This is a genomic window from Armatimonadota bacterium (assembly GCA_028871815.1).
Classification (GTDB): domain Bacteria; phylum Armatimonadota; class Chthonomonadetes; order Chthonomonadales; family Chthonomonadaceae; genus REEB205.
Genome location: JAGWMJ010000001.1, coordinates 340,421 through 354,069, shown reverse-complemented (window position 1 = coordinate 354,069; position 13,649 = coordinate 340,421). Strand labels below are relative to the sequence as shown.

Below are 13,649 nucleotides of genomic sequence, written 5' to 3'. Positions count from 1 at the left end.
ACGTCGTTCAGCCCGACGGCCTTGGACTGTACTCGTCCGCTTGCGACCAAGGCCGTTTGGGTTATCTACATGCATTGACGCGTCCAAGCACTTCCTAAACTGACCCAATTGCACTGAGCTACCCATCATGATTACCAAACCCTCAGCCAGGCGCCATGCCCAGCCAGGCGCCATGCCGGCTTCTGGTTGTCGTCATCGAGTAGGTCGACCGCGGGGCTATCCTCGCCCGAATCCTTTAACGCGTCCGAGAGTTTGAAACAGGTCCGTCGAATGTCTTTTTCAATATCTCTACTGGCTTCAAGGCGATCGAAGAGCAAATCTCCTAAGTAGTTCACTCTGTTTGTTGGGTCGGGTGTGGGCTCCGGTAAACCATCGAGACGCTCCTGGCGGGCGCGTTGATCCAGTATACGGAGACACATCATGCAAACAGGCAAACGTCCCAAGCGTTGAACAAGGTCATCCATGCTTTCTTCGGATGCTCGCCGCAAATCGTAGTCCATCGACATCGAACAATCGACAAACACGGACCAGGAGCTCTCGTCGGCCTTAGGGGGAAGTGTGCCCGACTCCGCCCACTGAAGTAGCATTCTAAGCGTGGAAAAGAGAATGTTTGTGAGACCAAGAGCTAGGTACGATTCGAGAATTGGCAATAAAGCCTGTCGCGGAATCGTTGTCCCATACGCGCGAAGGAAGACGTTTAGATCGTCGTAGAAGGTCTCGGTGGCGCGCAAGGAGACTGGCTGTTGATTGATGATGTCGGGGCTCTCATCGCGCATCTTAGTAGGAGCACCGTGCAATGACTGCGCAAGTCGGATTGTCAATAGCTGATCTAGTCCCACATCTGCGGATTCATCGAAGCGGTCGGAGCTGAGGTTGTCGGGCTGCCCTTCGATATAGGCACCAGTGCCGAAGATCCTAAGCAGGAGGTTACTGTCAAAATCCCGGCCGACTGCAAAATGTCCCCGATGGCTGCGTTCTAGCACCGGGCCGTGTAATTGCCGGGCAAGAGTGGTTGTTACGAGTTCTGGGACGCCTCGCAAATGCGCGACTCTTGGAGGCAAATCTACCCAACTTGCGAAGTAGTGAGTTGGAAAAACGCGCTGTACCTGTTCCTCTCTTCCAGTACAGTGTCGGCGGTTCTCAAGACAGTACGCCAGTAATAAGTCTCCAAGAATGGCCTGCCCGGCATCGTTGTCGAACCCTTTGAACCACTCGAATCGACTCGATAGTCCGTTCGAAACATCTAAGATCGCAGCCTTCTTCCCCGCCACTCCTGGCCTGTCGTAAACCTCCTCGAAATTGCCTTTGCCTCTGCGTTGACCCCAGCGCATCATATAGAGGACTGCAGGGAGTACACCGCCAAGAGTAAATTCCTGGGGTGTCAGCGGGAATGCCGGGCGATAGCCGGTTGCCCAAAGTTCACCGGCTTCACGGCGGCCTAGAACCTCCTCCACAATCCTCCTGCCCATTAGTCTCGTTCCTCAACTTGAAGCTTGATAGGCGCCAGAATGATCTTTTGATTCCCGTCGCACCTGTCAATTCTCACGCTGAAAACCTGATGTCCCTGTTGAGGATTAGATGCGAAGAGACCGCGATCTCCTTCCTGCGTTAGTCGCTGCTTGAAAATCATGAGGTTGGCAAATATGTCGTCCGATTGGGCGTCAGTCAACTGGTAGCCTTCTTTCAATTCCAAGAGCAAGTGGAAAAGCTCGCCACCAATAATCAGCTCCTCCTTGTGGCCGTTTTCGAATTCATACGAAAGTACGAGATGCGTCGGAAGTGAATCGATCCCCGGAACGGCGCGCGATGCCCGCGGGTAGAGCTTAAAGCGCTCACGCCGTTTATTTATCCAAAAAGTCGTCTCGGTCGGGGTGCGCGGTGTGATCTTGAGTGGGACGAACTTCAGGTCAAATTGGGCCTCCCGTGCCGGCAGAGCCTCAAGGTGGGCAATGCCCGAACAAAGGTCGATGCATATTTCCGCCCGTTCCGCATCCGTTCCAGCGGCCGCGCGCAGGAACGTGGCAAGATGTCTCCCCCTTGCGAGCGTGAGCGCTGACTCGTCTCCCCCCACTTGCTGAATACGTTCGGTGGGCCATTCGAAATAGGCTCGGCGACGTAGTGAACGGAGCGGCAACCCATTGCCTTCCTCCATTCCCTCCCGCAATAGCTCCCTATCAATAGGTGGCTGAGTATCAAGGGCGGGGTCAAGTACGCGGAGTTCAGAAAGAAGCTCGCCCTGTCGGTGAAGTACGTTTGGGTCGAATGCTCGATCGTAGTACGCTGGAGGTTGCAAAGCGGGATCAGTGTGAAGGTCTCCGCAGTCATGTATGCCGAAAAAGATGTAGGTAAGTGCCGCGCGCAGCTCACGAGCAGTTATGTGGATTTCACCTCGCTGATGAACAGCCTGAAGAGCTCGCGTTAGTCGTTCGCGAATGAGAAGACCAACTTCTGGGTCTTGGAGCAACAGAACGGAGTGCCGCGCCGAGCATCGGGATTGCGCTGAACAAGTCTCACATGCCTTCCATGTTTCAACTTCGCCAAGCATTCGACTCATCAGTGTGCCTAAGAACTCGGTGCGAGGGGCACCGCTAAAGGATGATCCGTCTCCAACCAGCGAGCGAGCGTTGAGGTCCACGAACCGAATACGCGAATCTAGCCCTTCACCCGACTCAGCCTGCAAACCTGCTTCAAGTTGGTCGGTCAGGTAACTCCGTTCGGCTTCAATCAACCATGCGAGCAAAGGGCCGTCGTTAATGGCCACCAGGTGTGTTCTGGCGACCGGAAAATCTGGAGTTGTAAATGGAGCAAACAGTTCATTGAGTAGGCTATTGGCTGATCGACCCTGATACGCAGCGGAACCATCGAGGTTGGCATAGAGCTGAAGTCCATCAGGGAGAACCTCATTCCATATGCGTTGCGCCGAGGCGACCGGTGGAAGTCTGAGGTTTGCCGCTAAATTCTGAAGGAATGCAGTTTTGCCGTCTCCTGCGTTACCGCAGAGAATTACCAAGCTAATCTTACGCGACCTGATTTCGTCAGCTATCATCTTGTCGAGCGCTGTTTCTACGTACGTCGCACGAGCGAACTCGCTGTCCAGTCCGCGTGTTTCAACATTTCCATGAAGCGGAGAGCCGGGGTATCCTTGCAGCAGTTGACCGAGCCATGGAACATGTTGTTCGGTCCACACTTGAGTCGGATCGGCGGTTGTGGGAATGTGCGGATTTCTGGATGTAGGAACTGTTAGTGCTCGCAGGAAAGCGAGCGCGTCCCTTGCGTCTGAGAAGCGATGCGCGGGGTCGGGATCAGTCGCGCGGTCGAAAAAGTTGGAAAGACGGGGCCAGTCGTCGCGGACGATGCCTTCCCAGTTCAATCCTCTTCCCTTCTGGGATACTCCATCGTAATCAAATGGTCTCCGGTCGAAGAGCGCGTGAAACAGCGAGGCGGTAAGAGCGAAGAGATCGTCGGAGAGAGTTAGGGACACGCGAGTTTCAACGTTTGGGGCACAATAGGCGGCGGTCCCACCGAGCGGACGGCTACCACTCTCCGCCACAAGATCATAGTCAGTGAGCGTAACACTGCCTCCATTGACAATTATGTTCCGTGGGCTCACATCGCCGTGAGCCAAACCTGCTTGATGTAAGCGCGAAAGCCCTTCGCAGAGATCACATGCCCAACGAAGCACACTCTCCTCAACCGAGCTCTCCCCTAAGTCTTCAAGGTGGATTGGAAGTACGCCAATTAGATCGTGAAGTGACTCGCCGTGTACCCAATGGAGAAGGGCTGAGATCGCGTCTGGTTTCCAGTTCGGCGCAACCTCTAGAACTCCCGCAAGTGCCGGATCGTCCGTGTTGGCACGGACGCGGTTATACGCTCGGATAGCTGCATCACTGAGCGCCGGATTCGTGAAGACCTTTGCCACATAGGGACCTGCTTTCTCTTCAGTGCCAGTGCGGTCGGTTTCAACTACCTTAAATGTAGTCCCCACGCCTCCGGAACCAAGACGAGTTATGATGCGATAGTAGCGTCCGTGAAGCGGACGAACAGTGTCCTCATCCCAATAGGCAACGCTAATACTAGGAGGCTCGAGCTGATTTTCAGCAGGAGCCTCGTCTGACACCTCATTCGTAAGTGATTTAATGGTCTCCAACATATCACGCAAGGAATGGAGCGTGCATCTAGCGTCCGGAGCCTCTACCAAACCGTTCTGGAGCGTGGCACAGACCTGCGGCGCAAGCGGGTCATCGAGACTTTCGAATACTACCAAAAGGGTTGCACAAAGGGCGTAAACATCCGAGGCTGTGGACGCGGCCCCAAGTCCTGCTTCTCGGATTTCAGGCGCCGTAAAAAAAATGTGCTCCGACATCTGTGTGGCAAACGCGGGCCCAACCGTCACAGCACCAGGTATTCGGGCAGATTGAAGCTGCGTAAAGAGTGGCTCTCCGTTTGAACGAACACGAACGCTATCCGGATTTAGGTTCCGATGAAGAAATGGAGCATCTGTCGCAATACCGTCTGGTTCATGAAGGCTCAATAGAGCATCCACACACCGCAAGGCTGAGTGCAGGCGACCAGAAAAGTCCCATGCCGTGTCTGTTGCCCGCTCACGTAGGCTCGCCGCTTCGGTATCCAAATAGGAAAAGAAGGCAATCTCACCAGGATATGCCGGCGCATATTGGAATGAGTCGAGGATGCTAGGAAGCCACGGCGACTTTTGAAGTCTCTGCATAGCCTCGAACTCGCGCCTAGCAAGCGCAGGAGCGTTGCGGTCCGGGCTCGCCGACAGGTCGAAAAGGTGTAGGACTATTCGATCGCGAGATGGCTTGCGCCGCCCGCGATATACCTGATGAAAGGGAGCGTATGGAGATGGCAGAGGTGTGAGTTCACCGTAGTCCATGAATGTGTGCAAGGACTCATCCAATGCTGCACCCGCAAGCGGTTGGAGCGATTTGCAAATGGCAGTGACTTGTTGATCGCTTAGAGCGGCGGTGCCGTCTATATCTAGTAATGCACGCCATTCAGGGCGTCCGAACACTTCAATACCGCGAACACGTCGTCGCCCGGTCGATTCCTGGAACTTCTCGCCTTCGCCCCTGGTCAGCAGCAACTTGCCCGCGACAAAGCCTACGTCAAACTTATGGAGACCACTAACTACTCCCTTTAGGCGTCTGGCTTTGTCATTTAGCTTATCTGCCTCGAAATCGACCATGCGATCGGGGTCACGCTTTAGATATTCCTTATCCCAGTGCTTAACTTCGATTAAGTGGATACCCGTCGGACCAATCACAACGAGGTCAAGTTCGTCCGCTAATCTTGAGGAGTTAGGGGAAATAGACAAATTGGAGAGAAGAACCCATGAGTCCTTAGTACCCAACCCGATAAGTCGAGCAAGCAGCCACTCGGTCGCTTCGCGCTCGCTGAGATTCGCGAACCTTCCACAACGAATATGCTTCGCGCCCACCGATCGCTCCTAACGTGTAGCTCCATGAGTCGAGAGAGCCCTACTCTTTATGGTTTGCTTCCTCGACAGACAGGCGGTCGCGGGAGGGAACCTAGTTATCAATTCTATTCGTTTCTTGGATATCCTGCTTGACTGGCATGACCAGGTCGCTTGCGAGTCACGGGGCTGCGTGTGAGGAGGTTATTCGCGGATGCGATCCAAGCAGCGAGAGGGCCAATTCACGGAGGATTACGGACCGACCGAGGGGAACAGTGACGATACGCTGTATATGCGAAAATGTGACTCCGTGTCGTTGCCTCATTCCTCCCTTTACAGCCTGCATAATACTACCGGACCCAAGATTAGATGGTCCGGTGATTCCGATTGAGCTAGGTTGTCCCGAGTATGTATTTCGAAAGTCTTCATTTCAGGCAAGGCATGCCATAAGCGACGGCAACCTTGCTCGGGTCGCAAACCTCATATGGGGCATTGCAGACGATGTGTCGAGGGATGTGTACGTGCGTGGCAAGTACCGCGACATGATCCTTCCCATGACGGTGATTCGACGGCTGGATGCCGTCTTGGAAGAGAAGAAGCAGCAAGTCCTCGACATGAACAACCGGCTCGATGACTCTGGAATCACAAATCACGACGCAGCACTCCGACAGGCTGCGGACTAGCATTCTACAAGGCTTCGCCGCTCACGCTTCGCGATTTACGTGCGCGGGCGAAAGAGCAACAGCTAAAGGCTGACTTTGAAGCATACCTCGACGGCTTTTCCCCCAATGTGCAGGACATCCTGGAGAAGTTCAAGTTTCGCAACCAGATTTCGACACTCGGTGATGCCGACATTCTTGGAAGCTTGATTGAGAAGTTCCTCGCGCGCGAAACCAATCTCGGTCCCTCGCCAGTTATGAATACGGATGGTTCGATCCGCCTGCGGGCACTCGACAATCACGCGATGGGGGCGAATTTCGAGGAGCTAATTCGTCGCTGTAACGAAGAGAATAACGAGGAGGCTGGTGAGCACTTTACACTGCGCGACGTAGTGAAGTTGATGGCTGACCGTATCTTCTTGCCAATCGCTTAAAAGATCGAATCGGGCATCTACCTGGTGTATGGCCGTGCTTGCGGCACCCGCGGGATGTTGACCGTCGCCGAGGCACGGCTGCGCGAGTTGGCTAGTCACGATGATGAGGAAGTGGCGATCAATCTGTATGGTCAAGAATTAAACGCCGAGACTTATGCGATTACTGAAGCCGACCTGCTGCTGAAGGGAGAGGGTGAAGAAGCCGGGAACGTCCGGTTGGGGTCGATCCTTTCTCAAGACGGCTTCCCGACCGGTGAGTTCGACTTCATGCTCTCGAATCCGCCATCCGGCAAGAGTTGGAAAACTGATCTGGACCGGATGGCGGTAAAGGAATCATTCGCGATCATCATTTCGTCATCGAACATGCTGGCGAAATTGAGTTCACCGCCCTGCGGGCTGCGAGGCCGTACGCTGAGCATCCAGAAGCGCAGGAGCTACCGGTCCGGATGGCACAGCTTTACGGCGAGCGCCGAACGGCTCCTGGCATAGTAACTCGGCGGCCGCGTCGGCAGCAGGCCTGTCGAAGCCCGAGCACCGGTGCAGCCGCCTCGAACAAACAACGCGGCCTATGGGTCCGCGCTGCCTCGCCATGATCTAGAACGCCTGATGCTGGCCAAAGAGCTCGTGTCCCGCGAACGGCGCGCGAGTTGCCGGGAAGGTGGACCACTTTGCATGGCCGTCGGCGTAGACGTAGTTTGCCCCGCCGGTGTGGCGCACTGCGGCGATTGCCACGGGGTTCACGGTGTCTGCAGGTCCCGTGGGATCCTGGGCCTCGGCCAGCCACGGATGGTAGTGGACATCGCAGAAGCTGTCTTTGCGTTCCGCGATATAGATCGACTCCGAGGGATCCGGGATTTGCGCCAGCGTGGCGCCGAAGAGGTAGTAGGCGTTGATAAGATAGCTGTTCAATCCCCCGGGTGGCGCGCCACCGCCCGGGCAGAGGCCGTTGACCAGCAGCCTGGCGCCGTGCGGATCCGGATCCGATGGGCAGACGTAAATGGCCGTCGACCGGTCGGAGCGGCTGCCAACGTACGGCAGGATCTTCGCAAATGGAGACCCATAGTCGATGGTCTCCAGCTGGCCGGTGCTGTCCTGATCCACGGGATCGGCCGCTGTAGGATGCTCCTGTGGATACTTCTCATCCCAGTCTTCCACGTACATGGAGAGCGCCATTCCGGTCTGCCGGCAGTTGGAGAGGCACACAATGGTGCGCGCCTTCTCGCGGGCAGCGGCAAATACCGGCAACAGCAGAGCCGCCAGTATTCCTATAATCGCTATAACAACTAACAGCTCGATGAGCGTGAATGCCTGTCGTTTCATGAAACTCCTCCTCGATAATCGCGCGTGTTCGCACTGGGTCGCGTGCGCCCGGCGCAGCGCTGGTCGGCCCGATTCGCAACCGGATCGGCAGTCCGCGCGCGGCCCGTTACTGGCGGCCCAATGTTCTCTCTGTACGCCTCTGCGGGCTAGAGAAACGTGGTCCGTGGAGGTGGCGCGGGAGGAGCGAAATAGTTGTTTGGCTGAACGGTCAAAAGATACGAAACAACCTGGCGTGCCGGCGATGGCGGTAGGCTCTGGCGCCGCCAATCGATAGCGGGAGCACGCTCCACGGCCAAAGGCGTGGCGGCTGGCAGAGAGCAGGCAACGATGCAGACCGGGGAGGCCGTCGCTGACATGCCACAGCAGCAGTGCGCCTTACCCGCGCACATCGGGCAGCGGCACGCGGCAGCCATGGCGGGAATTGGCGCGGCCGCGCTTCGAGCGCCCGGCGCTATCGTGCACGGTGGCTGCAGCCACCAGATCAGCCAGATGCTGAGCTGCAGCGGCGCTAGCGAAAGCGCGGCGCGTCGTCGGCGCCGATATCTGCCGCCGGCCGAACCGGCGCGACAGCCGGAGGTTCTGAACATTGCGCGTCCCGGCGCCAATGCGTATCGCGCTCTCCTCCGGCAAAGCGTGCATTGGGCAATCGGCCCGAACATGCCGTTTGAGAGCGGTTGGCGGAACGCGGCCGAGCGTCACGCTCATGCCTGCATCCCATCTAAACTGTACCCGCTTCGCGGCCGGTCGGTAACCGCCCTGCGCGGCTGAAGCAGCCAGACGCGGCAGGCCGCGGCGAGAGCGCGCTGCTAACAGCTCGGACCCGGCTGCAGCTGGGTTCTCGGAGCTGCCAGCCGACCGGTTGCGCAGTACGCCATCCGCCCCAACGCGGCATCACGTGTGCTGCCTACGGGCCTGCGTTTACGCAGCGCCGCCAGCGCATTCAGCGCCAGCTCGCTGGCGGGCATTTCGGTCGCCGTCCGTTGCTTACTGAGTCTCCGGGCGATATTGAGCGCCGCCGCGACCGGCATAAGAACGGGAACAGAGATGTCCCTTACTCCTCGTTCGAAAGCGCTGTAATACGCTCGGCTCAGTCCGACGTCAGCGGCGACGGCCGGCCGAGGTTCCGGCCACCCTAATGTAAATCTGTTGGTGTAAACTTACATTAGCGTTTCGTAATGCAAGGACTCTTACACTAAAAGCCCCATGAATCGTGGACCACAGGGCCGACAACTCGTGCAGCGCGTACCCGGAGAGCAATTTCGGGCGTTTGTGCCGGTTGACCTTCCGCCCAACCCGCCGCTGCAGTCCGACAGCCGCACTACGGCGGCGCTGGAACACGCCTGCCTCGCGCTTGGCCGGCTGGATGGCCTAAGTGAGGTTGTGGAAAGTCTGGACATGTTTCTGTACTTCTACATTCGCAAGGAGGCGGTCGTATCGTCGCAAATCGAAGGGACACAGTCGTCGCTCAATGATCTCCTGCTCTTCGAAATCGAAGCGACACCGGGCTTCCATGCCGAGGATGCGCGTCAGGTCTTGAACTATGTAAAGGCGCTATCTTATGGCATTGGCTGCCTGCGCGAGGGCGCACCGCTCACGATCCGCCTGCTGCGAGAGATGCACCGTCTGCTGCTCGCAAGTGGCCGCGGCGGAAATGCCGCCCCGGGAGAATATCGCACGTCGCAAAACTGGATCGGCGGCTCGCGCCCGGGGAACGCGATCTTTGTACCACCGCCGCCCGGCGAGGTGGCTCGCTGCGTGGGAGCGCTTGAGAAGTTCTGGCACAACCAGCCGGTCACCACCCAGCCACTGATCAAGGCCGCGCTGGTTCATGTTCAATTCGAGACCATCCACCCGTTTCTGGATGGAAACGGGCGTCTCGGTCGGATGCTCATCACGCTCATCCTCTGCAACGAGAAGGTGCTGGCCAAGCCCCTGCTCTATCTCAGCCTGGGCCTGAAGCGCCGGCGCGACGAGTATTACAGCCTGCTGCAGCGCGTGCGCATGGAGGGAGTATGGGAGGAGTGGCTGCTATTCTTTCTGGAGGTGGTGGAAGAGACTGCACGTCGGGCCTGTGAGACGGCCCAGCGTATCCGAAACCTGGAGACCGAAACACGCATACTGCTCCAGAAAGTCGGCCCATCGTCCGGTACGCTTCTGCGCCTCCATGCATGGATGAACACCCATCCCGTATTCTCAGCGCCGTCAGCGGCCGCCGCGCTCAATCTCAGCCACCCAACCGTCATGAAGGCCATTCGGCAGATGGTCGGCATGCACATTCTGGCTGAGGTCGACGGGCGCAAGCGCCGTCGCTTGTTTATGTTTCAGCCGCTTCTGCAGATCATGAACGAAGGAACCGAGCCACTGGAGTCGTCATAGGCCCCGCACCTGGTTTCAGCCGGTGCGGCCCTCATAAGGCGAGTGGCAGCGCGCACAACGTGCCACTCGTTTGGCGCCAGTTTGGCGTGGATTTTTGCGCCAAACCCAAATGGAAGTTTACAGCCTCGAGCCTCGAATTGGTTGGCCAACGCAGTGCCAGTGACGGCGCGTCACGGCGGGCGGCCAACCGGTCGCAGTTCGATCTGAACAGGAATGGATGCCGTCTGCGTATAACGTATCGGGACAAACGTATGATGGTGCAATTCTCGAATCTGCCGCTTCAGGAAGTATCGCTCCGCGCCGCCTTCAAGCAACGTAAGGAACTGGCATTCAGCGATTATGCAAGCTTCTGGAAACGGCTGCCGGAAGAATTCGATAAGTCGGCAGAAGCCGACGTCGTTGAGGGCTCGCTTCCACAACCGGCGCAGATGCCTCTAGCCGGGCGCCTCTGTGGTGTCACGTTTAGGCGTAAGAACGCAGAATTAGTCCTCCTCTCCACATCCATTTCGTCACGATGGCTGAATGCGTGGCACGTACCGTACCCGCGGTTTCCGGAACTTCGCGGTGTGTTGGAACTCGGGTGCCAGGAGCTGTCGGCTGTACTGGGGACCGGCGCGCTGGAGATTGGCATTGTAAACATTACCTACGCCAATCTGATCATCCCGCCGCAATCCTCGGATCCAACGCAAGAGGCGTTGCGGTATTTCCAGCCCGGTGTCGTGCCGCACATGGCGGCTGACAAGCCGTTGCATGCGCTAAGCCTTGATTGGCATGAGTCAGAGGGTCACGATTTCCGGATTACCCTGCAAGAATGGCCAACCCAGGTACCGTTGCTGCAGGAGGACGGTTCATCTGCAATGGTGGACCGACCAGCGTTCGTAATCACAACGACGGCAGGAACGTTGGTCGGCGGCGGAGGCAGTCAGTGGAGCGATTTGGCCCGAATGCACGATGTGATCCAGCCGTTCTTTCTATCACTGCTCTCGGAGCGAGCCTTGGAGGAGTGGGGCTATGCCAGAAACAACTGATACACTCGCTAGCCAGCCTGCTGCGGAGAACAGCACCACGCGTTCGGAGGTCTGGCGCCGCGAGTCCGCGTCAGCGCAACTGTCTGCTGTGCCACAGTTCGTCAAAGAAGCCGTCCAGCCTGTTCTCGCCGCGCTCGCAGCGAATTCGGAGGAGGTAATTGATGAAGGTGGCGCCCCAGTGGCCGGTGTCGCGCGCCGCTTTCTCGCGGACACCGCGGCAGAATTGACGCATGCCGCGCTCCTGAATCCCAACTTTAGCATCGAGGACTTTACGCTAACGCCGTTTGCGCGTTCCGACGGCGGTGCGGAACTGTTGGTCGATTTTGCGGGGACTGGCAAGCAACTGGCGCTTGTTATCTTGCCGGATCACGGCGGCGCAACGATTGTCCTGGACGGCGTGTCCGGCTCGTACGCCGTCTACACCGTTAACTCGCCGGACCAAGTCAGAGGGTATCTCGGCTGGCTCACGAGGCGGGAGTGACTGGCTCGTGCGTGGATTCCTATCTCCGAAGATTCAAAAAGAGCCAGCAGCGAGACGGCCGCTTTGCATCTGAAGCTTTCGAGTGTGCGACTGACGACGAGGGGTTATCTTTCCACATCCGGACCGGCGCACTGCAAACTGATGCGGGCGTTCGGGACTACCAGCAAGCAGCGCGGTACCCCAGCGGCGATCTTCTGGGCGTCTGCGAACTCGGCGCCGAATGCTTTACAGATATGCCGTATCCAGTCCGCATTGCACCAGATGGCGCGGATCCCTGGGCTGCGCAACACTGCGAACTCCGGCCATGTCCTGATATTGCGCAAGCGGTCCGACTCGCCCGGTGCGCCGTCAAGCTCCTGGACTACGTGAAGCATAAGAGAATCTGACGGGGCGACGGGACCGGGGATGGCGCCGGTCCCGCCGCTTGCGAGGCTTGTTCGTCGGTCTAATACAGGGCCGATCCAGGCGGCCGCCATCACGCAGCCCGCTCAATCCTCAGGCCCGTACGGTGGAACCTCAGCGGCAGGAAGGCCCGGTGGCAGGCTGTGCTCCTCCGGATGGAGCGCATGGGCAAGTATCTCCAGGCTGTCCACCAGCCTGGGCCCTGGGCGGCTGAAGTAGGCGGCGCCGTCGGTAAAGTAGATCCGTCCATTTTGCACGGCAGGCAAATCCATCCAACCGTCTATCCGCTGCAGAGCGCCCAGGTCCTGCAGGGCGCGCGCCGTTGAGAATCCGCAGCACGCCACAAAGATCACCTCCGGCATGGAGTCGCACAGCTCCTGGTGCGACACGGTTCGCGAAGGCCGGCCGGGGTTTCCGAGCAGATCGATCCCGCCCGCCATCTGGATAATGCCGGGATTCCAGTGGCCGCCATTGAAGAGCGGGTCTATCCACTCCAGGAATGCCACGCGCGGCCATGCTGCGGCAGAGATCTCTGCCGTGACGCGCTCAACGGTGGAAATACGTGCCCGAAGCTTCGCTACCGCCGCCAGTGCCGCCGCCTCACAGCCGGCCGCACGGCCGACCTCGATCATCGAGCCGAGCACTTCCTCCAGCGTCATTGGCTCGAGGTTTACCACAACCGGTTGGCCGGGAAGCGCGCATGCGGCAGCAGTTACTTCCGCCTCAGGCACCGCACATACGTCGCAGAGCGCCTGGGTGATCAGGAGGTCTGGGCGCAGCCGTTCCAGTAGGTCCATGTCCAGGGTGTAAAGCGCCGATTTTGCGCCGAGTTGTTCCCGCACGAGCCGGTCGATTTCGGCGCCCGAAGCGTCGTGTGGTATCAGCGTTCGCGTAACCTTTGGGAGCAGCTTTACACTCGGCGGCCAGTCGCACTCGTGCGTCACACCCACGAGGTTTGCCTCCAGCCCGATTGCGCACACAATCTCGGTGGCGCTAGGAAGCAGCGAGACGATTCTCATGGCGAAGCCGCCGGGCTGCGCGCCGGCCCGCTGACTCCGCGCCCGCCTTCGGGAGCGTTGGCTGTGCGGTCGGCAGCCACAGGCCCGTCGCCTTCCACTGGTTCACCCACTGGTAGAGCAAGCGGATGTTGAAACATGGGTCCGTCGAACGCGCATGGCTGCCGTGCCGGCAGGCCCCGCAGCGAGAACCACGGCGTTAAGCGCGTGGATTGCAGCGGTTCCTCGCGGTCCGCCCGCACCTCTTCTGCAAACAGGTGGCAAAAGTCGAGGTCCGAAGCGCCAGGCGTCGCCACGCGATCGAATCGCAGAACTGCCGTGGTGAACCGTCCAACGGTCGCGGTATCAGAATTCGACCGCAGAACATGCATCGCCCGGGTCACGTCGTGTCCGATGCTCGCGGATAGAATGGTGCGTTGTTTGGACATTGCGCGCTCAGATAATCCGCCGTGCCGTCCGAATCGGCCGTTTGACCCGCTGCCGACGCCAGTGTACCGCG

10 protein-coding genes and 1 pseudogene are annotated in these 13,649 nt (G+C 58.4%); 5 read left to right on the top strand and 6 right to left on the bottom strand.

Annotated elements, in window-relative coordinates:
- Window positions 1–131 precede the first annotated feature (131 nt).
- Window positions 132–1,454: a hypothetical protein gene (locus KGJ62_01455; protein ID MDE2125237.1), complete on the bottom strand. Its 1,323-nt coding sequence runs from the start codon at window positions 1,452–1,454 to the stop codon at window positions 132–134.
- A gap of 14 nt (window positions 1,455–1,468) precedes the next feature.
- A complete protein-coding gene (locus KGJ62_01450; GenBank protein MDE2125236.1) occupies window positions 1,469–5,458 on the bottom strand; it encodes an NERD domain-containing protein in 3,990 nt (1,329 codons plus the stop codon).
- A 137-nt stretch (window positions 5,459–5,595) separates the two neighbouring features.
- On the opposite strand from KGJ62_01450, the pseudogene KGJ62_01445 reads away from it, so the two are divergent.
- Window positions 5,596–7,120 (top strand): annotated as a pseudogene (locus tag KGJ62_01445) (SAM-dependent DNA methyltransferase).
- A gap of 1 nt (window position 7,121) precedes the next feature.
- On the opposite strand, the gene KGJ62_01440 reads toward KGJ62_01445, so the two are convergent.
- Complete coding sequence (locus tag KGJ62_01440; protein ID MDE2125235.1) at window positions 7,122–7,847, bottom strand: prepilin-type N-terminal cleavage/methylation domain-containing protein; 726 nt, start codon at window positions 7,845–7,847, stop codon at window positions 7,122–7,124.
- Window positions 7,848–8,174: 327 nt separating this feature from the next.
- On the opposite strand from KGJ62_01440, the gene KGJ62_01435 reads away from it, so the two are divergent.
- Window positions 8,175–8,615, top strand: coding sequence for a hypothetical protein (locus tag KGJ62_01435; protein ID MDE2125234.1), 441 nt, complete (start codon window positions 8,175–8,177; stop codon window positions 8,613–8,615).
- Between the two features lie 38 nt (window positions 8,616–8,653).
- On the opposite strand, the gene KGJ62_01430 is transcribed toward KGJ62_01435, so the two are convergent.
- Window positions 8,654–8,938, bottom strand: coding sequence for a helix-turn-helix transcriptional regulator (locus KGJ62_01430; protein ID MDE2125233.1), 285 nt, complete (start codon window positions 8,936–8,938; stop codon window positions 8,654–8,656).
- 112 nt (window positions 8,939–9,050) lie between these two features.
- On the opposite strand from KGJ62_01430, the gene KGJ62_01425 reads away from it, so the two are divergent.
- The 3 genes from KGJ62_01425 (at window position 9,051) to KGJ62_01415 (ending at window position 11,732) form a co-directional block, all read left to right on the top strand.
- Complete coding sequence (locus KGJ62_01425; protein ID MDE2125232.1) at window positions 9,051–10,223, top strand: Fic family protein; 1,173 nt, start codon at window positions 9,051–9,053, stop codon at window positions 10,221–10,223.
- 251 nt (window positions 10,224–10,474) lie between these two features.
- Window positions 10,475–11,251 (top strand): TIGR04255 family protein, encoded by a 777-nt coding sequence (locus KGJ62_01420; GenBank protein ID MDE2125231.1) that lies wholly within the window; start codon window positions 10,475–10,477, stop codon window positions 11,249–11,251.
- Window positions 11,235–11,732, top strand: a complete 498-nt coding sequence (locus tag KGJ62_01415; protein ID MDE2125230.1) for a hypothetical protein — start codon at window positions 11,235–11,237, stop codon at window positions 11,730–11,732. The genes KGJ62_01420 and KGJ62_01415 overlap by 17 nt, the downstream gene beginning before the upstream one ends.
- Before the next feature lie 488 nt (window positions 11,733–12,220).
- On the opposite strand, the gene KGJ62_01410 is transcribed toward KGJ62_01415, so the two are convergent.
- Together KGJ62_01410 and KGJ62_01405 are read right to left on the bottom strand one after the other, a co-directional pair.
- Window positions 12,221–13,153 carry a cobalamin-binding protein gene (locus KGJ62_01410; GenBank protein MDE2125229.1) on the bottom strand — a complete coding sequence of 311 codons (933 nt, stop codon included), beginning with the start codon at window positions 13,151–13,153 and terminating at the stop codon, window positions 12,221–12,223.
- Complete coding sequence (locus tag KGJ62_01405) at window positions 13,150–13,578, bottom strand: hypothetical protein (GenBank protein MDE2125228.1); 429 nt, start codon at window positions 13,576–13,578, stop codon at window positions 13,150–13,152. Before KGJ62_01405 ends, KGJ62_01410 begins: the two co-directional genes overlap by 4 nt.
- Window positions 13,579–13,649: the final 71 nt, after the last annotated feature.

Coding starts and splice junctions, on each gene's coding strand:
- KGJ62_01415 (MDE2125230.1), top strand. CDS start 11,235: ATGCCAGAAACAACTGATACACTCGCTAGCCAGCCTGCTGCGGAGAAC.
- KGJ62_01440 (MDE2125235.1), bottom strand. CDS start 7,847: ATGAAACGACAGGCATTCACGCTCATCGAGCTGTTAGTTGTTATAGCG.
- KGJ62_01405 (MDE2125228.1), bottom strand. CDS start 13,578: ATGTCCAAACAACGCACCATTCTATCCGCGAGCATCGGACACGACGTG.
- KGJ62_01425 (MDE2125232.1), top strand. CDS start 9,051: ATGAATCGTGGACCACAGGGCCGACAACTCGTGCAGCGCGTACCCGGA.
- KGJ62_01435 (MDE2125234.1), top strand. CDS start 8,175: ATGCAGACCGGGGAGGCCGTCGCTGACATGCCACAGCAGCAGTGCGCC.
- KGJ62_01420 (MDE2125231.1), top strand. CDS start 10,475: ATGATGGTGCAATTCTCGAATCTGCCGCTTCAGGAAGTATCGCTCCGC.
- KGJ62_01410 (MDE2125229.1), bottom strand. CDS start 13,153: ATGAGAATCGTCTCGCTGCTTCCTAGCGCCACCGAGATTGTGTGCGCA.